The organism is Bacillus alveayuensis (assembly GCA_030812955.1).
In the GTDB taxonomy this organism is placed as follows: domain Bacteria; phylum Bacillota; class Bacilli; order Bacillales; family Aeribacillaceae; genus Bacillus_CB; species Bacillus_CB alveayuensis.
Genome location: JAUSTR010000001.1, coordinates 354063 through 377794 on the forward strand (window position 1 = coordinate 354063; position 23732 = coordinate 377794).

22 protein-coding genes are annotated in these 23732 nt (G+C 37.4%); 20 read left to right on the forward strand and 2 right to left on the reverse strand.

The window, feature by feature from the left end; all coding sequences use genetic code 11:
• Positions 1–123 precede the first annotated feature (123 nt).
• Positions 124–2421: a DNA internalization-related competence protein ComEC/Rec2 gene (locus tag J2S06_RS01740; protein ID WP_419151092.1), complete on the forward strand. Its 2298-nt coding sequence runs from the start codon at positions 124–126 to the stop codon at positions 2419–2421.
• 104 nt (positions 2422–2525) lie between these two features.
• On the opposite strand, the gene J2S06_RS01745 is transcribed toward J2S06_RS01740, so the two are convergent.
• Complete coding sequence (locus J2S06_RS01745; protein ID WP_419151093.1) at positions 2526–2660, reverse strand: YqzM family protein; 135 nt, start codon at positions 2658–2660, stop codon at positions 2526–2528.
• Between the two features lie 295 nt (positions 2661–2955).
• Here J2S06_RS01745 and holA point away from each other — a divergent pair, with 295 nt between their 5' ends.
• On the forward strand, positions 2956–3975 hold the full coding sequence (gene holA / locus J2S06_RS01750) for a DNA polymerase III subunit delta (RefSeq protein ID WP_419151094.1): 1020 nt from the start codon (positions 2956–2958) through the stop codon (positions 3973–3975).
• Between the two features lie 59 nt (positions 3976–4034).
• Here the strand turns inward: holA and rpsT are convergent, their stop codons facing one another.
• Positions 4035–4301, reverse strand: coding sequence for a 30S ribosomal protein S20 (gene rpsT, locus J2S06_RS01755; protein ID WP_419151095.1), 267 nt, complete (start codon positions 4299–4301; stop codon positions 4035–4037).
• 199 nt (positions 4302–4500) lie between these two features.
• Here rpsT and gpr point away from each other — a divergent pair, with 199 nt between their 5' ends.
• From gpr to J2S06_RS01845, 18 genes are all read left to right on the forward strand, one after another.
• Positions 4501–5601 (forward strand): GPR endopeptidase, encoded by a 1101-nt coding sequence (gene gpr, locus J2S06_RS01760; RefSeq protein WP_419151096.1) that lies wholly within the window; start codon positions 4501–4503, stop codon positions 5599–5601.
• A 72-nt stretch (positions 5602–5673) separates the two neighbouring features.
• Positions 5674–6861: a stage II sporulation protein P gene (spoIIP, locus tag J2S06_RS01765; protein ID WP_419151097.1), complete on the forward strand. Its 1188-nt coding sequence runs from the start codon at positions 5674–5676 to the stop codon at positions 6859–6861.
• Positions 6862–6889: 28 nt separating this feature from the next.
• Positions 6890–7252, forward strand: a complete 363-nt coding sequence (locus J2S06_RS01770) for a DUF3679 domain-containing protein (RefSeq protein ID WP_419151098.1) — start codon at positions 6890–6892, stop codon at positions 7250–7252.
• A 126-nt stretch (positions 7253–7378) separates the two neighbouring features.
• The gene (gene lepA, locus J2S06_RS01775; RefSeq protein WP_419151099.1) at positions 7379–9208 is read left to right on the forward strand and encodes a translation elongation factor 4; all 1830 of its coding nucleotides are present in this window, start codon (positions 7379–7381) and stop codon (positions 9206–9208) included.
• A 66-nt stretch (positions 9209–9274) separates the two neighbouring features.
• On the forward strand, positions 9275–10420 hold the full coding sequence (gene hemW, locus J2S06_RS01780; protein ID WP_419151100.1) for a radical SAM family heme chaperone HemW: 1146 nt from the start codon (positions 9275–9277) through the stop codon (positions 10418–10420).
• A gap of 77 nt (positions 10421–10497) precedes the next feature.
• Positions 10498–11526, forward strand: a complete 1029-nt coding sequence (hrcA, locus tag J2S06_RS01785) for a heat-inducible transcriptional repressor HrcA (RefSeq protein ID WP_419151101.1) — start codon at positions 10498–10500, stop codon at positions 11524–11526.
• A gap of 108 nt (positions 11527–11634) precedes the next feature.
• The gene (grpE, locus tag J2S06_RS01790; protein ID WP_044747686.1) at positions 11635–12225 is read left to right on the forward strand and encodes a nucleotide exchange factor GrpE; all 591 of its coding nucleotides are present in this window, start codon (positions 11635–11637) and stop codon (positions 12223–12225) included.
• Positions 12226–12256: 31 nt separating this feature from the next.
• Positions 12257–14095, forward strand: coding sequence for a molecular chaperone DnaK (gene dnaK, locus J2S06_RS01795; protein ID WP_419151102.1), 1839 nt, complete (start codon positions 12257–12259; stop codon positions 14093–14095).
• 210 nt (positions 14096–14305) lie between these two features.
• Complete coding sequence (dnaJ, locus tag J2S06_RS01800; protein ID WP_419151103.1) at positions 14306–15439, forward strand: molecular chaperone DnaJ; 1134 nt, start codon at positions 14306–14308, stop codon at positions 15437–15439.
• A gap of 27 nt (positions 15440–15466) precedes the next feature.
• The gene (gene prmA, locus J2S06_RS01805; protein WP_044747689.1) at positions 15467–16402 is read left to right on the forward strand and encodes a 50S ribosomal protein L11 methyltransferase; all 936 of its coding nucleotides are present in this window, start codon (positions 15467–15469) and stop codon (positions 16400–16402) included.
• Positions 16403–16414: 12 nt separating this feature from the next.
• Positions 16415–17170, forward strand: coding sequence for a 16S rRNA (uracil(1498)-N(3))-methyltransferase (locus tag J2S06_RS01810; RefSeq protein ID WP_419151104.1), 756 nt, complete (start codon positions 16415–16417; stop codon positions 17168–17170).
• Between the two features lie 5 nt (positions 17171–17175).
• The gene (gene mtaB, locus J2S06_RS01815) at positions 17176–18522 is read left to right on the forward strand and encodes a tRNA (N(6)-L-threonylcarbamoyladenosine(37)-C(2))-methylthiotransferase MtaB (RefSeq protein WP_419151105.1); all 1347 of its coding nucleotides are present in this window, start codon (positions 17176–17178) and stop codon (positions 18520–18522) included.
• A 393-nt stretch (positions 18523–18915) separates the two neighbouring features.
• A complete protein-coding gene (gene deoC, locus J2S06_RS01820) occupies positions 18916–19584 on the forward strand; it encodes a deoxyribose-phosphate aldolase (RefSeq protein ID WP_419151106.1) in 669 nt (222 codons plus the stop codon).
• A gap of 204 nt (positions 19585–19788) precedes the next feature.
• Positions 19789–19962 (forward strand): 30S ribosomal protein S21, encoded by a 174-nt coding sequence (gene rpsU, locus J2S06_RS01825; protein WP_044895822.1) that lies wholly within the window; start codon positions 19789–19791, stop codon positions 19960–19962.
• A gap of 14 nt (positions 19963–19976) precedes the next feature.
• On the forward strand, positions 19977–20423 hold the full coding sequence (locus tag J2S06_RS01830) for a GatB/YqeY domain-containing protein (RefSeq protein ID WP_044895823.1): 447 nt from the start codon (positions 19977–19979) through the stop codon (positions 20421–20423).
• A 498-nt stretch (positions 20424–20921) separates the two neighbouring features.
• Positions 20922–22253 carry an NfeD family protein gene (locus J2S06_RS01835; RefSeq protein WP_419151107.1) on the forward strand — a complete coding sequence of 444 codons (1332 nt, stop codon included), beginning with the start codon at positions 20922–20924 and terminating at the stop codon, positions 22251–22253.
• 10 nt (positions 22254–22263) lie between these two features.
• A complete protein-coding gene (gene floA, locus J2S06_RS01840) occupies positions 22264–23250 on the forward strand; it encodes a flotillin-like protein FloA (RefSeq protein ID WP_044895824.1) in 987 nt (328 codons plus the stop codon).
• 30 nt (positions 23251–23280) lie between these two features.
• Positions 23281–23688: a hypothetical protein gene (locus tag J2S06_RS01845; protein ID WP_419151108.1), complete on the forward strand. Its 408-nt coding sequence runs from the start codon at positions 23281–23283 to the stop codon at positions 23686–23688.
• The last annotated feature ends 44 nt before the right edge of the window (positions 23689–23732 follow it).

Sequence of the window (23732 nt, forward strand, 5' to 3'; positions counted from 1 at the left end):
TAGTAAAGATCAATCTTTTAGAAACAACCATGAGCTTTCACTCCCAACCCATGTATGAAAAAGTTTTTTCTCAGAAAAAGAGCTTAAACAAAACATCGTTTAACGAAAAAGGAGGCCAAATGATTGAAAGGTCAATGGACATATGTTGCCATGACAGTTTTGTTGGCAAGCATTGCCTCCTTTTCTGCCTTTCTCGTCTTAATTTGTTTAGTTATATGGATTAACAAAAAATACTCGATGAAAACGAGTATCCTTTATATGACCATTTATATATTAATGTTCACATACTCAAGTTATGTACAAACGAAAAATGTAACGATATATTCAAAAGGCGAATATAAAGGGTACGGAAAAATAATCGAATCTCCATCTATTGATGGGGAGAAAATGTCTTTTATAATCGAAATGGATGGAAAAGAAAAAATAAAAAGCTATTATACATTTCAAAAACAGTCAGAGCTTGAAAAAGCAAAGCAATGGAGATCAGGTGCAGTTTGCTTCTTTGAAGGGGAATTGATCGAACCAAAACAAAATACGATTGAAAACGGTTTTAATTATAAAAAAAATTTAAATTCCAAAAAAATACATTGGATTTTTTACGTTACATCTATTCGTCAATGTCAGGATCAACGAAATATATTTGATCAGCTTCAACTTTACCGTGAAACGATCCAGCAATTTATTGAAAGCCATTATCCTGATCGAAGCAGCGGATTTGTTCAAGCTTTAATCATAGGAGAACGAAGGAATATTGAAGAAGGAGACTATCAAGTTTATCAGCAATTAGGGATTGTTCACTTATTAGCGATTTCAGGTTTGCATGTCGGATTCATGACAGGCTTTTTATATTGGTTGTTATTACGCCTAGGATTAACGAAGGAGCAAGTGATTTTACTGCTTTGTTTCATGTTGCCCATTTTCGCCATGATAACAGGAGCAGCACCTTCTGTTTTAAGAGCGTGTTTAATGGCAGAAATTGTTCTTCTTAGTCAATTATTTTATAAATCCGTTATTCCAGCAGATTGTATTTCCATTAGTTTCATCATGCTTTTAATCATCAATCCATTTTATGTTGATCATATCGGCTTTCAATTATCCTACATCATTAGCTACGCCCTTATTTTTTCCCAGCCTCTTTTAAAAAAATGCCATCACCTATTTCAAACGGTTATAATGGTGACATTGCTATCTCAAGTAAGCTCATTTCCTATTGTATTGTATCATTTTTACGAGTTTTCACCACTTAGTGTTATCGTCAATCTTTTGTATGTCCCGCTTTATGTTTTTTTGTTGCTTCCATTTTCCTTCATCACCATTTTTTTATTACTCATGATGAAACCACTTGGGAAAATGGCTGTTTCACTCCATCATGCAGTTTTTGACTTTTCTTTGCAATTTGCCGAAATGATTAGTGATTGGAAAATTTCTTCGATCACTGTTGGCGCCATTTCGGAAGTAAGCCTAGTATTTATTTACATCATCATTTTTTATTTCATGATTCATATAGAAAAATCAGAAACGATTCACCGAACCGTTTCATTACTATTGAAATTAATCGTTGTCCTATTTTTATATGTGATTGTAATGAAAGCTTTCCAGCCGGGAGAAGTGACTTTTATTGATGTTGGTCAAGGAGATGCGATTTTCATACGTGAACCTGGATTTGGTAATTCTTTCTTAATTGATACGGGAGGAATCTTAACATTTGACAAAGAAGATTGGCAAAAGAAAAAATCCCCCTTTTCAATAGGGGAGGATAACCTGATACCATTTTTAAAATCAAAAGGGGTCGCAACACTTGATGGACTTTTTTTAACACATGGGGATATCGATCATGTTGGTGAAGCGATCACGATTTTAGAAAGCGTTCATGTAAAACATTTATTCATACCTAAATTTTTCATAAAAGGAGATATGGAGCGATCGATCCTTTCAGCTGCAACAGAAAAGGAAGTCAACATTGTGGAAGTAAGTGGAGGTGACCAAATTTCCATCTCTCCGACTTTTCTAGTTCTTTCACCTCTTGGGAATCCCGGATCAAGCAATGATGGCTCTTTAGTTTTATATGCAAAAATCGGCGGGAAAAGGTGGCTTTTTACAGGGGACTTGGAAGAAGAAGGTGAATTCAAATTACTAAATGTGTATCCAAACCTACAGGTTGACGTATTAAAGGTTGGACATCATGGCAGTCGAACATCATCAAGTGAAGCATTTCTTCATGCAATAAAACCAACATATGCCATCATTTCTGTAGGGAGAAATAATCGCTACAATCATCCACATCAAGAAGTGTTAACACGACTTCATACAGAAAATGTGATCATATTCAGAACGGATGAAATGGGTTCAATTCAATATCGTTTTCGCCAAGGGAATGGAACCTTTTTGATTTACCCACCATACGATATAGCAGTAGAATAAGAAAAGTGAGCGTTGTAATAGATATAATAAAGGTTCCGAAACAAACTTTGACAATGTCGAAGACTTGAGAAAAGAGACTGCTTCCTTTGCAGCCTCTTTCACAATTAGGAACCAAAAAAATTGACAAGTGTTGCAATAATAAACAATGTCGCAAAAAATCCAAATGAAACAATAAATCCAACTGCAGAATCGACAGCATCATTACGCTTACTTTGTACGTTTTTTTCAAATTCGTTCACTAGTTACCCCTCCTATTTCATCACTAGTATAAGTGATTTTTCTAAAAAAATCTATACATCGTTGCCAACTCACACCATGTTAACGATTAACAACTATATTCACAATGAATCGGGAAAACATAAAGTTAAGCAATCATTTTTTTGTAAGTTTCCCGGGGCTTACAAAAAAATGTTCATATAGATTTTAGGGAATTGGACATCATCCAATTCCCTCATTCATTATGCCCAATACTTGTCAAAATCATGAATTCCTTTTACGATATATGAAGTACAAAATTTGTAGGAGTCGACATGCATGATTGTGAAAATATGGAATGAATTAAAACATAAAAACTTTAAACCAATATATGTTTTTTATGGTAAAGAAACCTTCTTATTATCGGAAACGGTACGTTTATTGCAAGAACATACAATACCTGAAGAGGAGCGTGATTTTAACTTTTCAATGTTTGATATGGAAGAAACAGAAATTGATACGGCCATTGAAGATGCAGAAACTTTGCCGTTTATGGGGGAAAAACGTGTCGTTGTCATCAAAAACCCTTATTTTTTATCAACGGAAAAGAAAAAAGAAAAGGTTGAGCACCATTTAGAAAAATTTGAAAGGTATATTGAAGAACCATCACCTTTTACGATTTTAGCTCTTATTGCACCTTATGAAAAGTTGGATGAAAGGAAAAAAATAACAAAACTTTTAAAAAAGAAAGCAAATGTCGTAGAGATGAATGAATTATCTGAAAGCGAAACGATTGCTTGGATGAATGAATTAGCGAGACAAGAAGATGTTTTGATTGAACAAAGTGCAATCGATCAACTATTTGCGCTAACCTCTGGAAATTTAATGATTATAAGCAGTGAAATGAAAAAGTTATGTACATATGTTGGGAAAGGAAATACCATTACTGAGGAAGATGTAAAAAAACTTGTTGCCAGAACATTAGAGCAAAATATTTTTGAATTAATTGATTATGTCATTCAAAAGAAAAAGGAAAAGGCTTTAGAGCTTTTTTACCATTTATTAAAAATGAATGAAGAGCCCATAAAGATATTAAATTTGATGGCGAGTCAATTTCGGCTTCTTTACCAAGTTAAGCAATTGGGGGCTTCTGGGTATACACAGCCGCAAATTGCAAGTATTTTAAAGGTTCATCCATATCGAGTGAAATTGGCCTATAAGCAAGCAAAAATGTTTCAAGATCATGAGTTAACTAGTATCATCCAGCAGCTTGCAGAAGCTGATTTTGAAATGAAAGCAGGAAAAATGGACAAACAGCTCGTGTTAGAGTTGTTATTAATGAAACGATTTCAAACGTAAAAATGCAACATTACAACTGATAAACAAAAACGATCCTCCATTATGAGGATCGTTTTTCATTAGGCAGATAAGTTGTTAAGCTTTTTCGCTAAGCGAGATTTGAAACGAGCCGCTGCATTTTTGTGAATAATCCCTTTTTGGGCAGCTTTGTCAATCTTTTTAGATGCTTCTCGAAAAGCAATTTTTGCATTTTCAACATCGTTATTTACAACTAATGATTCAAATTTTTTCATCGCAGTGCGCATTGCAGACTTCATTGCAACATTTTGAGCACGGCGTTTTTCACTTGTTTTTACACGTTTAACAGCTGATTTAATATTTGGCATTGAATTTCACCTCCTACAAGTAACCGAGATAGACATACTCGACGTTTCTAAACAATTAGAACAAAAGATATTCTATCAAACGCACATTTCTTTTGCAATACATTGTAAAGGAATTTACGTTGAAACACGCCCAGAAGAATGAGATGCACCGTGTTTGGAAAAAATGAAAATAACTCGTTGCTTGGAAAGGATGTTCAAAATGAGCGATGCGATTGATTTAAGTAAATATGCAGTGCGAACAGATTTAGCTGTAGAAGCACGAAAATTGGTCATGGAGAAAAAAGAACAGTCATCAATCGATGGTGTAGTGTATGAAGAAAAAAATGAAAATGGAATAAAAGTGTCAAAAGTTGAAATTCAGGATCAAGGGGCAAAATCTTTAGGAAAAAAGAAAGGGAAATATTTAACTCTTGAAGTTCAAGGAATTCGAAAAAAGGATACAGAGCTGCAAGAAAAAGTAATGGATGTATTCGCTAAGGAATTTAGTACTTTTTTAAAAGAATGGAATATTTCCAAAGAGGCTAGCTGTCTTGTTGTCGGACTTGGAAATTGGAATGTTACACCAGATTCCTTAGGTCCACTTGTATGTGAAAATTTGTTAATTACCCGACATTTGTTTCAGCTTGAGCCTGAGAATGTACAGGAAGGATATCGACCAGTAAGCGCATTGGCACCTGGGGTGATGGGACTTACTGGAATTGAAACGAGCGACATTATTTTAGGAGTTGTGAAGCAATCAAAGCCAGACTTTATTATTGCAATTGATGCTCTTGCGGCAAGGTCGATTGAACGGGTTAATACGACGATCCAAATATCTGACAGCGGCATTCACCCAGGATCTGGTGTCGGCAATAAACGAAAAGAATTAAGTAAAGAAACATTAGGAATCCCCGTTATTGCTATTGGCATTCCAACCGTTGTCGATGCAGTATCCATTACGAGTGATACGATTGATTTTATTTTCAAGCACTTTGGCCGAGAAATGAAAGAAGGTGATCGCCCATCACGTGATTTAGCACCGGCAGGGCTTACATTTGGAGAAAGAAAAGTTTTAACAGATGAAGATTTACCAGATGAAAAGAAACGAAAGCAGTTTTTCGGACTAATCGGCAGCTTAGAGGAAGAAGAAAAAAGAAAATTAATATATGAGGTCTTATCACCACTCGGACATAACTTAATGGTTACACCGAAAGAAGTAGATGTCTTTATTGAAGATATGGCGAATGTAATCGCAAATGGACTAAATATGGCACTTCATCATCAAGTCAATCCCCATAATTCAGGTGCATATACCCATTAAACAAGATTACTGTTCTACTCTTTCAAGTGCTTTCATACGTTTTAATAGATAAAGCCTTGAAGGAGGATCATGATGAAAAAAAACGGAATGGTAGTGACGATAAATGGGACAAGCTTATTGAAAATGATGGCTGGATTATTTGTCGGGATGATTCTCGTATTTTTGCTAGTAGGCATGCTCACTTCCTTAAAACCTGAATTCCGGCCATCGTCCGATTCTATTCATGAATTTTCAAGTGAAGTGAATGGAGAGGTATTTCTTCATTTATTGAGCTTAGAAAACCATTATTTTTCTCAATCACTACCATCTCATTCAATAGATTTTAAACTTTCATCTCTGTTTTTAAAATTAACAACAAGTATTAATCCAGATGATCCTAGAAGCTTATTAGGTCGTGAGCTACCAGGATTTTCCCTATTTGATAGTGAGATTTTAGTGGCCGGAGAAGGAACGAATTATACTAATATGCCTATTGAGTCAGCACCCCCAACAGAAGTCCTTCTGGAAGAAAGAGAAGCCTCGATTGAAAGCTTACAGGATCATGAGGGGCAAGAGAATGTTCCCCCTTCGCCCCCTTTAACGACAGAGGGGAGAAAAGTTGTTTATATTTATCATACCCATAACACAGAATCGTATTTTCCGTTTTTAAAAGCAGATGACACGAGTGATCCGAACACGGCCTATCACTCAACAGCGAACGTTACTCTAGTTGGGAAAAAGCTGAAGGAAGAATTAGAAGATCGAGGAATTGGTGTTCATTTTGAAACAGAAGATTTTCAATCTTTATTAAAGAAAAAAAATCTAAGCTACGGTGCGTCATATGATGCATCTCGGCCAGTTGTTCAAAGTGCACTGGCCAAAAATCGTGATCTTCAATACTTAATCGATATTCATCGCGATGGATTACGACACAAAGATACTACCGTAACGATCAATGGTGAGAGCTATGCGAAAATTGTTTTTGTCATTGGAGGAAACAACCCGAAGGCAGATAAAAATACAAGATTGGCTAAAGAATTGCACCAATTATTTGAAAAAAAATATCCTGGTTTAAGTCGGGGTGTTGTTGCCAAAAAAGGAAAAGGGGTCAACGGGATATACAATCAAGACCTATCAGAAAATGCGTTGTTAATAGAATTCGGTGGTGTTGATAACAATATGGAAGAATTAAGTCGGACAGCTGAAGCAGTTGCAGACGTTTTTAGTGAATATTACTGGCAAGCTGAAAAAGTGAACGCAAACAGTATTGAAAAGCCATAAACCTTTCATTGTTGAGGAGGGAAGATAAATGGTAAAATTTATGGCAAAAAGTTTTTTCGTATGTCTAGTTCTATTGATCGGCGTCATTATCGGTATCCAACAAGCAAATGAAGGATTAAAAAAGATGAGAGGGTATGAAGCCACGGAAACGTTAGGAGCTTTACAAATTCATGAAAAAGAAAATGGAGAATTAGAAGCATCGATCCTTGGCAATAAATTAACAAGTCAAGATATAAAGAAAAAACAAGAGCAGCTAGAGCGGATAGAATCGTTTAACTTCTTCTCTGAGCTTGGAAAATGGCTATCTAATTGCGTACAAACTTTTATGTCAACGATGATCCATCTTTTATCAGAGCAAATAGAACAATGGCTCAATAAGGATAAGACCTAAATCTCCTTGGCAAGTTCCTTTATATAATAGGAGATTAGGTCTTTATTTTTTACATTGAATCTTGTATATCCAATTGATATAATCAAATCTAGTGTAGTTGGCCAGTAGTAGGAGTGATGAGAACAGATGAATAGAGAAGAAAAGCTGAAGCGACAAAAACGAATTCGTAATTTTTCTATTATCGCTCATATCGACCATGGAAAATCAACATTAGCTGACCGGATTTTAGAGAAAACGGCAGCTGTTACACAGCGTGAGATGAAAGATCAGCTCCTCGATTCAATGGAATTAGAACGCGAACGAGGAATAACAATTAAGTTGAATGCTGTTCAATTAAAATATAAAGCAAAAGATGGAGAAGAGTATATTTTCCATTTAATTGATACACCTGGTCACGTCGATTTTACGTATGAAGTATCACGAAGCTTAGCTGCTTGTGAAGGGGCGATTTTAGTCGTAGACGCAGCTCAAGGAATCGAAGCTCAGACGCTTGCCAATGTTTACTTAGCCATTGATAATGACTTAGAAATATTGCCAGTCATTAATAAAATTGATTTACCTAGTGCAGAGCCTGAACGTGTACGCCAAGAGATTGAAGATGTGATTGGTTTAGATGCAAGTGAAGCGGTATTAGCTTCTGCAAAAGCAGGAATTGGAATTGAAGAAATTTTAGAGCAAATTGTGGAAAAGGTACCTGCACCTGAAGGCGACCCAGATGCACCGTTAAAAGCGTTAATCTTCGACTCCCTATATGATTCTTATAGAGGTGTTGTTGCCTATATCCGTGTTGTGGAAGGAAGCGTAAAAGTAGGTCAAAAAATTAAAATGATGGCAACTGGAAAAGAATTTGAAGTAACGGAAGTAGGAGTATTCACCCCAAAACCTGTTGCTGTTGATGAGTTGACCGTTGGGGATGTTGGCTTTTTAACGGCATCCATTAAAAACGTTAGCGACACACGTGTAGGGGATACGATTACAAGTGCAGACCATCCAGCTGACGAGCCTTTACCAGGTTATCGAAAACTGAATCCAATGGTATTCTGTGGAATGTATCCAATAGATACAGCAAAGTACAATGACCTACGGGAAGCTTTAGAAAAATTACAATTAAACGATTCTGCCCTTGAATTCGAACCGGAAACTTCACAGGCGTTAGGCTTTGGATTCCGTTGTGGATTTTTAGGCATGCTTCATATGGAAATTATTCAAGAACGGATTGAACGTGAATTTAAAATTGATTTGATTACAACAGCACCAAGCGTTATTTATCATGTTTATTTAACAGATGGCCATTTAGTCAAAGTGGATAATCCATCGAACATGCCAGATCCACAAAAAATCGATCGTGTTGAGGAGCCGTATGTAAAAGCAAGCATCATGGTGCCGAACGATTATGTCGGCGCTGTTATGGAATTGTGTCAAGGAAAACGCGGAATTTTTATTGATATGCAATATTTAGATGAGAACCGTGTAAACATTATTTACGAGATTCCATTATCTGAGATTGTTTACGACTTTTTTGATCAATTGAAATCGAGTACGAAAGGATATGCCTCATTTGATTATGAATTAATTGGTTATAAAGCGTCCAAGCTTGTGAAGATGGACATACTTCTAAATGGAGAAAAAATTGACGCATTATCGTTCATTGTTCATCGGGATTCTGCTTATGAACGTGGAAAGGTGATTGTAGAAAAGCTTAAAGAATTAATTCCACGCCAACAATTTGAAGTGCCTGTTCAAGCGGCAATCGGAAATAAAATTATTGCTCGCTCAACGATTAAAGCGATGCGCAAAAATGTCTTGGCCAAATGCTACGGAGGAGATGTTTCTCGTAAACGCAAGCTTCTAGAGAAGCAAAAAGAAGGTAAAAAGCGCATGAAGCAAGTTGGATCAGTAGAAGTTCCACAAGAAGCATTCATGGCTGTATTAAAAATGGACGATGACCAAAAATAACAAACGAAGCCGCAGTTTCATGCTGCGGTTTTCTCATTTCTAATTTTGGTAAGGTAGGTGAACGTCATGCCAAAAGCTGTTTATATTCATATTCCGTTTTGCGAACAAATTTGTCATTACTGTGACTTTAATAAATTTTATATTCAATACCAGCCTGTTGATGAGTATTTAACCGCTTTGTACAAAGAGATGCAAGCTTCATTCAAACGGTATTCACATAACCGGATCCGGACGATTTTTATTGGTGGGGGGACGCCAACAGCTTTAACTGCTGAACAGCTCGACCATTTAATGAACTGGATTCATGAATTATTGGATATGCGTCATATAGAGGAATTTACAGTCGAGGCGAACCCTGACAATTTAACAGCCGACAAACTATCTGTCCTGAAAAACGCCCATGTTAATCGCTTAAGCATCGGTGTTCAAACCTTTCAAGAGGATTTGTTAAAGAAAATTGGTCGAACACATACAAATGAAGTTGTATTTAAAGCTTTGAAAAGGGCAAAAAAATATGGTTTTGATAACTTAAGTATTGATTTGATCTATGGATTACCTGGACAGTCGATCAAAGATTTTAAAAAAACGCTTGAAACGGCATTATCTTTAGATTTACAGCATTATTCCTCCTATTCTTTAATTCTAGAACCGAAAACGGTTTTTTATAATTTATGGAGAAAAGGCAAGTTAACCCTTCCCCCTCAAGAAGAAGAAGCGGCCATGTATGAAATGTTAATGGAGAAAATGGAACAGAAAGGGTTCCATCAATATGAAATAAGTAATTTTGCCTGTAAAGGATATGAAAGCAAACATAATTTAACATATTGGAATAATGAAGAATATTTCGGTTTTGGAGCAGGTGCTCATAGTTATGTAAATGGTGTAAGAAGAGCGAATATAGGACCATTAAAAAAATATATAACATCTATTGAACGAAGCGGATATGCTTATTTAGAAGAACATGAGGTTACACTTGCTGAAAAAATGGAGGAACAATTATTTTTAGGCTTAAGGAAAACAGAAGGGGTTTCATTCAATATGTTTGAACAAAAGTTTGCAAAGCCACTTTACAGCGTCTTTGGTGAGCAAATAGAGGCGCAAAAGAAAAAAGGATTGCTGTTTGAAAAGGATGGGTACATTTTTTTAACCCATAAAGGAAAGCTTTTAGGCAACGAAGTTTTCCAAGCATTTCTTTCTGTATTGAATAATTGACATTTCCCGTCTCTTTTGATAACTTAATCATAGAATTAGCACTCACTTCATTCGAGTGCTAACAGAGGTGATGATAATTGCTAACGGATCGTCAATTATTAATTCTTCAAGTTATAATTGATGATTTTATTCGCTTTGCTCAACCAGTTGGTTCACGTGCTTTGTCGAAAAAGGAATCGATTTCGTTTAGTTCGGCAACGATACGTAATGAAATGGCGGATCTTGAAGAGCTTGGGTTTATTGAAAAAACACATACGTCTTCTGGAAGGGTCCCATCTGAAAAAGGATACCGATACTACGTGGATCATTTATTGTCACCACAAAAGTTATCGAAAGTAGAAATGATGAAAATCAAATCCATTTTTGCTGAAAAAATATATGAACTTGAAAAGCTTGTGCAGAAGTCTGCGCAAATTTTGTCCGATTTAACGAACTATACAGCCATTGTTTTAGGGCCAAAAGTATCAGAAAATCGGCTGAAGCGCCTGCAAATCATCCCAATCAATGATAATACTGCTGTAGCGATTATTGTTACAGACACAGGACATGTTGAAAATAAGCCTATTTCATTTCCAACCCATATCAATCTTGATGATTTAGAAAAAATTGTTAATATCTTAAATGAACGATTAGTAGGTGTGCCATTAATTGAATTAAAGGATAAAATTTACAAAGAAGTTGTTAATATTTTACAGCAACATATCCGCAATTATGATGTATTTCTAAAAATTCTTGCTGGCACATTGACGATCAATGGGAATGAAAAGCTGTATTTTGGCGGTAAAACTAATATGCTAAGTCAACCGGAATTTCATGACATTGATAAAGTACGAGATTTGCTGAATATCATTGAACAAGAACAGGAGTTTTATCGCCTATTAAAAACGAATCGTTCAGGAATATCTGTCAAGATTGGCACCGAAAACGAAATTTCTGCGCTTGAAAACTGCAGTTTAATTACAGCCACCTATTCGATCGGAGATAAGCAGTTAGGTACGATTGCTGTTTTAGGTCCGAAAAGAATGGAATATTCACGAGTCATCAGTTTGTTGGAGTATTTTACAAATGACTTGTCACAAGTACTAACAAGCTTGTATCATGAATAAGTATTATGTCCATATTGATGGAGTAAGAGGGGAAGCAAACAGCCTCTTACTTTAGCTTTGTCTCAGTTATATTTTTTATGAGTGATTATGAAAAGGGAGGTGACAATGATGGTAGAAGAAAAAAATAAAACAGAATCATTTGAAAAAGAAGAAGCTGCTGAACTAGAAAGCGAGCCTGTGAAAGATGAGGCTGAAGAAACGATTGAAACAGAAGAACAAGTAGAAGAGCACAATGAATTAAGCGTAGCTAAGGCGAAAATTGAAGAGCTAGAAGCAAAATTAGAGGAAACTGAAAATAAAATGCTTCGTATTCAAGCTGATTTTGAAAATTATCGCCGTAGAGTTCGTTTAGATCAAGAAGCAGCCCAAAAATATCGTGCGCAAAGCTTGATTTCGGATATATTACCTGCTCTTGATAATTTTGAAAGGGCATTGCAAATCAAAACAGACGATGAAAAGACAAAGTCAGTGCTGCAAGGAATGGAAATGGTATATCGCCAGCTTCTACAAGCACTTGAAAAAGAGGGAGTAGAGGCAATTGATGCCGTTGGGAAGGAATTCGATCCAACTTTGCATCAAGCGGTTATGCAAGTAGAGGATGAAAATTATGAATCTAACGTTGTCGTAGAGGAACTACAAAAAGGTTATAAGCTAAAGGATCGTGTCATTCGCCCTTCAATGGTGAAAGTTAACCAATAATACATATCAACATTAACAGGAGGTTGTGAATATGGGAAAAATTATCGGCATTGACTTAGGGACAACAAACTCTTGTGTTGCGGTTTTAGAGGGTGGAGAGCCTAAGGTCATCCCAAACCCAGAAGGCAACCGCACGACTCCATCTGTCGTTGCGTTTAAAAATGGTGAACGTCAAGTAGGTGAAGTTGCTAAACGTCAAGCCATTACAAACCCTAACACCATTATTTCCATTAAGCGTCATATGGGTACAGATTACAAAGTAAACATTGATGGGAAAGAATATACACCACAAGAAATTTCTGCCATCATCCTTCAATACTTAAAGTCTTATGCGGAAGATTATCTAGGAGAAAAAGTTGATAAAGCGGTAATTACTGTACCGGCTTACTTTAATGATGCTGAGCGTCAAGCGACAAAAGATGCAGGGAAAATTGCCGGACTTGAAGTAGAGCGTATCATCAATGAGCCTACAGCTGCCGCACTTGCATACGGTCTAGATAAAATGGAAGAAGATCAAACGATTTTAGTATATGACCTAGGCGGTGGTACGTTTGACGTATCAATTTTAGAGCTTGGTGACGGTGTTTTTGAAGTTCGCGCTACAGCTGGTGACAACCGCTTAGGTGGAGATGACTTCGACCAAGTGATTATTGATTACTTAGTAGATGAATTCAAAAAAGAAAATGGCATTGACTTATCAAAAGATAAAATGGCGCTTCAACGCTTAAAAGATGCAGCGGAAAAAGCGAAAAAAGATTTATCTGGTGTAACGAGTACGCAAATTTCTTTACCATTTATTACAGCAGGTGAAGCAGGTCCACTTCACTTAGAAGTAACGTTAACTCGTGCGAAATTTGAGGAATTATCTGCTCACTTAGTAGAAAAAACAATGGGCCCTGTTCGCCAAGCATTACAAGATGCTGGACTTTCCAAAGATGATATCGATAAAGTCATTTTAGTTGGAGGTTCTACACGTATTCCAGCTGTTCAAGAAGCAATTAAAAAGGAAATTGGAAAAGAGCCTCATAAAGGTGTAAACCCAGATGAAGTTGTGGCATTGGGTGCAGCCATCCAAGGTGGAGTTATTAGTGGAGATGTAAAAGATGTTGTCTTACTTGATGTTACTCCATTATCACTCGGTATCGAAACAATGGGTGGAGTATTTACTAAGCTTATTGAACGTAACACAACGATTCCAACAAGCAAATCACAAATTTTCTCTACAGCAGCAGATAATCAAACAGCTGTTGATATTCACGTTCTTCAAGGTGAACGTCCAATGGCTGCCGACAACAAAACATTAGGCCGCTTCCAGCTAACAGATATTCCACCAGCACCTCGTGGTGTACCACAAATTGAGGTTACATTTGATATCGATAAAAATGGTATTGTCAATGTCAGTGCGAAAGACTTAGGTACAGGTAAAGAGCAAAAAATTACGATTAAGTCTTCCACTGGTCTTTCAGATGAAGAAATCGAACGAATGATTAAAGAAGCGGAAGCAAACGCAGAACAAGATAAAAAACGGAAAGAACAAGCAGAGCTTCGCAATGAAGCCGACCAGCTCGTCTTCACAACAGAAAAAACATTAAAAGATCTTGAAGGAAAAGTAGACGAAGCAGAAGTGAAAAAAGCAAATGAAGCGAAAGATGCGTTAAAAGAAGCGATTGAGAAAAATGATTTCGAGCAAATGAAAGCAAAAAAAGATGAGCTTCAGCAAATTGTACAACAATTATCTATGAAGCTTTATGAAGAAGCTGCGAAACAAGCTCAAGCAAATCAAAACAATGAAGCAGAAGCGGCGAAAAAGGATGACAATGTTGTGGATGCCGAATACACGGAAGTAAATGACGACGATAAAAAATCATAACAGTGACATTGGTGGCGGTACGTTCGCCTGCCTGATTTGTCACGTTCTGAACAAGGTAAAAAGTCAAAGTCAGGCGCGTCTTGGCTTTGGCTTTTTCATCTTTACTAGATCTAGTCAAAAACGATAGGCCTTTTCAAGAATAAAAGTTGCCTCTCTATAGGAGCAGTGATAAAATTTACTCTATGTGAGAAAATCGGGAGTGAGAAAAACATGAGCAAGCGTGATTACTATGAAGTGTTAGGAGTTAGTAAGAGCGCAACAAAAGATGAAATAAAAAAAGCTTATCGTAAACTATCAAAAAAATACCATCCAGATATTAATAAGGATCCAGATGCTCCAGAAAAATTTAAAGAAATTAAAGAAGCTTATGAAGTGTTAAGCGATGACAAGAAGCGTGCCCAATATGATCAATTTGGCCATGCTGGTCCAAATCAAGGTTTCGGTGGCTTTAGTGGATCGGATTTCGGTTCGGACTTTGGCGGCTTCGGGTTTGAAGATATTTTCAGTTCTATTTTTGGCGGCGGCAGCCGAAGACGCGATCCAAATGCGCCGAGGCCTGGAGCTGATTTGCAATATACGATGACGATATCTTTTGAAGATGCTGTTTTCGGGAAAGAAACGACGATTGAAATTCCGAGAGAGGAAACGTGCCATACGTGTAATGGATCTGGTGCGAAGCCCGGAACATCTCCGGAAACGTGTTCGCATTGTGGGGGAACTGGGCAATTAAGTACGGAACAAAACACTCCGTTTGGCCGCATTGTCAACCGCCGTGTCTGTCATTACTGTAATGGATCAGGAAAAATCATTAAAGCAAGATGTTCCACATGCGGTGGAACTGGAAAAGTGAAAAAGCGCAAAAAAATTTCGATTAAAATCCCTGCAGGTATTGACGATGGACAGCAGCTTCGGGTAGCAGGCCAAGGAGAGCCTGGAATTAATGGCGGACCTCCAGGAGATTTATATGTTATATTCCATGTGCAAGATCACGAATTTTTTGAACGGGATGGAGACGATATTTATTGTGAAATGCCGTTGACATTTGCCCAAGCTGCTCTAGGAGATGAAGTTGAGGTTCCAACTTTACATGGAAAGGTTAAACTAAAAATACCAGCAGGAACACAAACTGGGACAAAATTTCGACTTCGTGGAAAAGGTATACCAAATGTTCGGGGATATGGGCAAGGAGATCAGCATGTCATCGTTCGTGTCGTAACGCCAACAAACTTAACAGAAAAGCAAAAAGAACTACTACGTGAATTTGCCAATATATCGAATCATCGCCCAAATGAACAAGAAGAAAGCTTTTTTGATAGAGTTAAGAAAGCCTTTCGAGGAGATTAAAAAATTAGGATTGGAGCTTGGTGAATAATGAAATGGTCAGAAATTAGTATCCATACAACCCAAGAAGCTGTTGAACCCATTTCTAATATATTACACGAGGCGGGCGCAAGCGGAGTTGTGATTGAAGATCCGTATGAACTAGAGAAAGAACGAGATAACATTTTTGGGGAAATTTATGAATTGAATCCGAATGATTATCCGAAAGAAGGAGTAATCGTCAAAGCTTATTTACCGATCAATAGCTTTTTAGGTGAAACGATTGAAGGTATTAAAGAAGCGATAAATAACTTATTAATTTACGATATCGATCTTGGACGCAACGAAATATCGATAAGTGAAGTAAATGAAGAAGAATGGGCAACAGCTTGGAAAAAATATTATCATCCAGTTAAAATTTCTGAAAAATTCACCATCGTCCCAACATGGGAATCGTATGAACCTGTTCATACAGATGAACTTATCATTGAATTAGATCCTGGAATGGCTTTCGGAACGGGAACGCATCCGACAACGGTTCTCTGTATCCAAGCTCTTGAAAGAACGGTTCAAAAAGGTGATCAAATCATTGATGTTGGAACTGGCTCTGGCGTATTGAGTATTGCTGCAGCAATGCTAGGGGCAAAAAAAGTTATTGCCGTAGATTTAGATCCTGTAGCTGTTGAAAGTGCTAGATTAAATGTGAAATTAAATAAAGTGCAAGAAATCGTTGAAGTAAAACAAAATAACTTGTTAGATGATTTTCATGAGCCTGTTGATTTAATCGTGGCCAATATTTTAGCCGAAGTTATTCTTCGTTTCCATTATGATGCCGCCAAGCTTTTAAAAAATGGAGGCTATTTTATTACATCAGGTATCATTCAAAATAAGAAAAATGAAGTTCGCGATGCATTATTAGAAGCGGGCTTTACGATTGAGGAAACGTTAGTCATGGAAGATTGGGTATCGTTTATTGCACGTAAATAAGAGGGATGGTTTATGCAGCGATATTTTGTTGATCAGTTCAAAGACGAAATGAAAAATAAAGCGATCATTACGGGAGATGATGTTCACCATATCTCCCGTGTTATGCGTATGAAGAAACATGATCAGGTTATTTGTTGTTCAAAAGATGGCTATACTGCCATGTGTGAAATTGAACATATTTCCAATGATCAAGTAACATGCATTGTTTTAAAATGGATGGAGATGAACAATGAATTACCCGTCCGTGTACAGATTGCGAGTGGGCTGCCTAAAGGGGATAAGCTTGAATGGATCATCCAAAAGGGGACAGAATTAGGGGCAGCCCAGTTTATCCCTTTTATTGCGGCTCGTTCCATCGTGAAACTTGATGCCAAAAAAGCAGAAAAAAAGAAAGAGCGATGGCGAAAAATTGCGAAGGAAGCAGCGGAACAGTCACATCGAAATGCCATTCCAACGATCGATGCTCCTGTTACATTCCAAGAGCTTTTAAAACGATCAAAATCCGCCGATTTAAAATTAGTAGCATATGAGGAATCAGCCAAAAAGGGAGAATCAAGTTCGTTATATCAGGCTCTTTCTTCTCTTTTACCAGGTCAGACGATAATCGTTGTATTTGGACCAGAAGGTGGAATGACTGAAGACGAAATTCGGCAGCTTGAGCAAGTTGGTTTTATTTCTTGCGGATTTGGACCGAGAATTTTAAGGATGGAAACAGCGCCATTATACCTGCTTTCCGCAATTTCTTACCATTTTGAAATCATGAGGTGATTAAGATGCCATCAGTAGCTTTTCATACACTCGGCTGTAAAGTGAATCATTACGAAACAGAAGCCATTTGGCAGCTTTTTAAAGAAGCCGGTTATGAACGAAAAGACTTTGATCAAATGGCCGATGTTTATGTGATTAATACTTGTACGGTAACAAATACAGGCGATAAAAAAAGCCGCCAAGTGATCCGTCGTGCCATTCGTAAAAATCCAGATGGAGTTATTTGTGTGACGGGTTGCTACGCCCAAACATCTCCTGCAGAAATCATGGCGATTCCTGGTGTTGATATTGTGATAGGGACACAAGATCGTCATAAAATGCTCGACTATATTGAACAATATAAACAGGAGCGCCAGCCGATTAATGGTGTTTCAAACATTATGAAAGCGCGCGTTTTTGAAGAGTTGGACGTTCCGACCTTTACAGATCGTACACGCGCCTCTTTAAAAATTCAAGAAGGGTGCAACAACTTCTGTACGTTTTGCATCATTCCTTGGGCTCGTGGTTTAATGCGTTCTCGCGATCCAAAAGAAGTCATTAAACAAGCTCAAAGCCTCGTTGATGCTGGTTATAAAGAAATCGTATTAACAGGTATTCATACAGGCGGATATGGGGAGGATATGAAGGACTACAACTTTGCCATGCTTCTATCGGATTTAGATGAACAGGTCAAAGGGTTAAAACGCATTCGTATTTCCTCCATTGAAGCAAGTCAAATTACCGATGAAGTAATCGAAGTATTAAATCGATCCGATAAAATTGTGCGCCATCTACACATTCCGCTTCAGTCAGGTTCAAATAGTGTTCTGAAAAGAATGAGAAGAAAATATACGATGGAGTTTTTCGCCGAGCGCTTAAATCGTCTTCGTGAGGCTTTACCAGGTTTGGCTATTACGTCTGACGTCATTGTTGGCTTCCCGGGTGAAACGGAAGAGGAATTTATGGAAACATTTAATTTTGTAAAAGAACACCGCTTCTCTGAATTACATGTCTTTCCTTACTCAAAACGTACAGGCACTCCAGCAGCTCGCATGGAAAACCAAGTTGATGAAGATGTGAAAAACGAGCGTGTTCACCGTTTAATTGCACTTAGCGATCAGCTAGCAAAAGAGTATGCTTCCCAATTTGAAGGTGAAGTGCTTGATGTCATACCGGAAGAACGCTATAAAGAAAATCCAGAAAGCGGGCTATATGAAGGATATTCAGATAATTATTTAAAAGTTGTGTTTCCGGCCACAGAAGAAATGGTTGGGAAAATAGTCAAAGTAAAAATAACGGAGGCTGGCTACCCATACAACGAAGGAGAATTTGTCCGTGTTGTAGAGGATGAACCATTCCTTTCAGCTATTTAATGATCTTTTTCAGAGTCTCTGTTTCAGAGGCTCTTTTTTCTTTTGTAAAGGCTCTTTTCTAAAAGATTGTTGCTTTACTATACGATAGCTTTTCGACTGTCAAGCAAGCGAAGCGCTTGCTATGTCACGCGTGTAGCGTGACGTGAACCGAACAAAAGTCGATGGTCGGACAAATGTGATTTGTCCGACCACGTGCTTTGTTCGGTTCATAGACAGTCGAAAAGCAACAAAGTTTACGAAAACAGCCTTTATAAAAGAAAAAGTAATAATGTTTTGATAATGGTTTATCATATGAAGGGAACGAAAAATGCATAAAAATGTCTCGACTTTTAATCAATTAGTGGTAAAATTGAGAGGTACGTACAACTGAAGAGAAGAAGGGAGACTAACAGAATGGAAAACATCGCAAGAATGATTGACCATACAGCTCTGAAACCAGAGTTAACAAAAGATGATATTTTAAAGCTTTGTGAAGAAGCGAAACAATATAAATTTGCTTCTGTATGTGTAAATCCGACATGGGTTAAAACAGCATATGAAGCCTTAAACGGAACAGATGTAAAAGTTTGTACAGTAATCGGCTTCCCTCTTGGGGCAACAACTCCTGAAACGAAAGCGTTTGAAACGAAAAACGCCATTGAAAATGGAGCTAGTGAAGTTGATATGGTTATCAATATTGGTGCATTAAAAGAGAAAAACTACGATCTTGTAGAAAAGGACATTCGTGCCGTTGTCGACGCAGCAAATGGGAAAGCGTTAACAAAAGTTATCATTGAAACTTGCTTACTAACAGAGGAAGAGAAAGTAAAAGCCTGTGAGATATCTGTAAAAGCAGGTGCCGATTTCGTCAAAACATCAACTGGCTTTTCAACTGGTGGAGCAACTATTGAAGATGTTCAATTAATGAGAAAAACGGTAGGTCCTAAAATAGGAGTAAAAGCATCTGGTGGCGTTCGTGATTTAAAAGCGGCAGAAGAGATGATCAAAGCAGGGGCAACTCGTATTGGTACAAGCTCTGGTGTCGCGATTGTAAATGGCCAAATATCTGAAAGTGATTATTAATCATTGGTATGAGTTAAAATTACTCGAAAAAAGTATATGCTTTGACTTAAAGAATTTATTTGGAAATGACTTGGCTAGATATAATGTTAAAACTCTAATGGTAAATCATTGACCTCATGAGGGGATTATATTATACTATGTTAGTACATGTTTCTTTCTGAAACATGAAAGCTGATGGTTTTCGTTCGGAGGGAGGGAAATAGGATGTCTAAAACGATCGTTCGTAAAAACGAATCGCTTGAAGATGCTCTTCGTCGCTTCAGACGCCAAGTATCAAAAACTGGTACTTTGCAAGAATTTAGAAAGCGCGAGTTTTATGAAAAGCCTAGCGTAAGACGTAAGAAAAAGTCTGAAGCTGCAAGAAAACGCAAATATTAAAAGAGGGTGTAAGTATGAGTCTTCTTGAGCGTTTAAATCAAGACATGAAGCAAGCGATGAAAAATAAAGAGAAAGATCGACTCACAGTTATCCGCATGGTGAAAGCCTCGTTGCAAAATGAAGCGATAAAATTAGGAAAAAGTGAGTTGACAGAGGAAGAAGAGCTTACCGTTCTTTCTCGTGAAGTAAAGCAACGCAAAGACTCCCTCCAGGAATTCGAAAATGCAGGTCGTTCAGATTTAGTAGAAAAAGTACAAAATGAAATTAACATTTTAAATGATTATATGCCTGAACAATTATCTGAAGAGGAATTGCTCGAAATTATCAAACAAACCATTGCTGAAGTAAATGCTACTTCGAAAGCAGAAATGGGAAAAGTAATGGGAGCGATCATGCCAAAAGTAAAAGGGAAGGCAGATGGATCGCTTGTAAATAAATTAGTTCAACAACAACTATTATAAATTCAGGAATGAAGGGGCTGTCCAAAAAGTCAGGGTTAACTGACTTTTGGGAGCCCCTTCATTTTAAGAACTTACCGGACAGACCATTTTCCTATCTTGTTTATATCCTTCAGAAGACTTATGAAGGACTTTTCTTATGCTCTCTTTCTGAATTAGGTTCTTCAAAAGTTTTATGACGGACATTCAGCACATACAATTGCTTCTTGTTGGACTTCATTGCCTCTATGAAGGACATTAACAAATTTTATTCCAATATTTTTGTCCTTCACAGTAGTATTTCGCCCAAATCCTTCATTTTAGGAACTCATTAGGCAGCCCCTGATTATTTATTTAACCAGCCAATTCCTTTTTTCGTAGCCATAAGTTAGAATTCATTTGAATTAGTACGTTGTCAATCCTACTATTAAACATCGTATATGAATCATATTATAAAATGAAACCAAAAAGGAATTGTAAACGTATTATTATTAGACGAAAAAGAGAGGAGGGAGGGGGCATTTGTTAAAGAGCAGGAAAAAAACAACATTCATATTATTTTTTGTACCGATTTTTTTTCTTTTATTTTCCTCACACGAAGCACGAAACCCTCAGGCAGCAAAACCAACCGTTTATTTTATTTCAATAGAAGAAACGGTTGAAAAAGGGCTTGCCGCCTTCATTGATCGATCTATTACCGAGGCAGAAAAGCAAGGTGCAGAAAAAATTGTGCTTGAGCTTAATACCCCTGGGGGAGCAGTTGATGCCGCTATCACCATAGCTAAACGATTAAATGAAACGAATATTGAAACGATTGCTTATGTAAATAAACAAGCGATATCTGCTGGCGCTTATATAGCCTTAAATACAGATCAAATTTATTTTCATCCTAGTGGTACAATGGGTTCGGCTGCTATTATTGATTTGGAAGGAAATGCAGCTGATAAAAAAGCAGCATCATTTTGGAAAGCGGAAATGATTAACGCAGCAGAATCACATCAATTAAATCCCATTTATGCTGAGGCGATGGTCGATGAAGATGTTGATTTGCCGCAATATGGAGCTGGGAAAGGCGAATTGCTGACATTAACAGCAAAGCAGGCGCTTGAAGTCGGCTATGCTAAAGCAATTGTATCTGATCGCCACGATCTTATACAGAAGCTAGGTTTAGCGAATGCGGCAATAGTCGAATCTACGATTAGCTTTGCTGAAAAAGTCGCAAGGTTTTTAACTCATCCTGTCGTCATTCCGATATTATTGTCAATCGGTAGTATCGGCCTCGTTCTTGAACTATACACACCAGGGTTTGGAATCCCTGGATTGATGGGGCTTACTTCATTACTGTTGTTTTTTTATGGTCATCATGTGGCCGGTTTTGCGGGCTTGGAAGCCATTATTCTTTTCGTTGCAGGAATCTTGCTAATTATAGCAGAATTCTTTATTCCTGGTGGAATTGCTGGTTTAATCGGTACTATTTCCATTATAATTAGTTTGTATGTAGCTTCTGGAAATGTTATGCAAATGACCGTTTCCTTAATAGTCGCTCTATTCGTTACGATTTTTGTTGTTATTATTATGACAAAGGTGTTAGGAAAGCGTATGAAATTTTTTAGAAAAATCATATTAAATGATGCGACAACAACTGAAAAAGGCTATGTTTCGAACCGCAGCAGATCAGAGCTTATAGGTAAAAAAGGAGTAGCTTTAACGGCTTTAAGACCTTCTGGAACGGCGATGATTGACGATGAACGCGTCGATGTTGTAACAGAAGGGGAATATATCGCAAAAGGGCAAAAAATTAAAGTTGTTAAAACAGAAGGAATGCGAATTGTCGTAAGAGAATTAAACGAATAGGAGGATTTATATGGAACCGTCAACTTTTATATTATTAGGATTAATTGTCATTGGTTTTATTTTATTAGCGGTCTTATTTACTTTTGTTCCAGTTATGCTGTGGATATCAGCATTAGCAGCTGGTGTTCGTATTAGTATTTTTACATTAATAGGGATGAGATTGCGCCGTGTTATTCCAAGTCGAGTCATAAATCCGTTAATTAAAGCTCATAAAGCGGGATTAAATGTAGCCATTAATCAGCTTGAAAGCCATTATTTAGCTGGTGGGAATGTTGATCGAGTTGTGAATGCTCTCATTGCAGCAGAACGTGCGAACATAGAGCTAAGCTTTGAGCGCTGTGCTGCGATCGATTTAGCGGGTCGTGATGTATTAGAAGCTGTACAAATGAGCGTTAACCCAAAGGTAATTGAAACACCATTTATTGCTGGTGTTGCAATGGATGGGATTGAGGTAAAAGCAAAAGCGCGCATTACCGTTCGCGCCAATATTGACCGTCTTGTTGGTGGTGCAGGAGAAGAAACGATTATTGCCCGCGTAGGGGAAGGAATTGTCAGTACAATTGGTTCTTCCGATAATCATAAAAAAGTATTAGAAAATCCTGATTTAATTTCACAAACTGTGTTAGGAAAAGGGCTTGACTCGGGGACGGCGTTTGAGATCTTATCAATCGATATCGCCGACGTTGACATCGGTAAAAACATTGGGGCCATTCTGCAAACAGACCAAGCAGAAGCAGATAAAAACATTGCCCAAGCGAAAGCGGAAGAGCGTCGTGCAATGGCTGTTGCAAAAGAGCAAGAAATGCGTGCGAAGGTTGAAGAAATGCGGGCAAAAGTTGTGGAGGCTGAAGCGAAAGTTCCGCTTGCGATGGCCGAAGCGTTGCGAAATGGGAACATTGGAGTGATGGATTATATGAACATTAAAAACATCAATGCAGATACGGAAATGAGAGATTCAATTGGTAAATTAACAAAGGAACAAGATGATGAGGATTAAAATGATCGGTTACATTAAGGTGATAAAACGATGAATATATTTGATTTAATTTTTGAAAACCCTCTTTTTATTGCAGCCATTATTGGTATTATGACATCTATTTTCAGGCGAATGAATTCAACAAACGATGAGAAAAAAACGGTCCCTAAACAGCCAAGACAAAAAAAGCCGACCATTCAAAAGGATGTCTCTCAACCTACTCAAGCTGTCGTCAAACCAATAGAAAAGCGTTTTCAAGAGGTGACGAATCGAAAAAAAGTTCAACCATTAAATTCTAAAATATTAGCTTCTCATCTTCAACAAACAACAAAGAAAAGGAAACATTCAAAACGGAATTACAAGCCTTTTTTAAATTCACCGATCGAAGGGATTATTTGGAGTGAAATACTACGAGAGCCAAGGTCGAAACGACCGTTTCGCCCTTCTATAAGAAAATAATGAATTTTTGTGTTAGAACCTCCTTTTATCTCATAAATATGAGG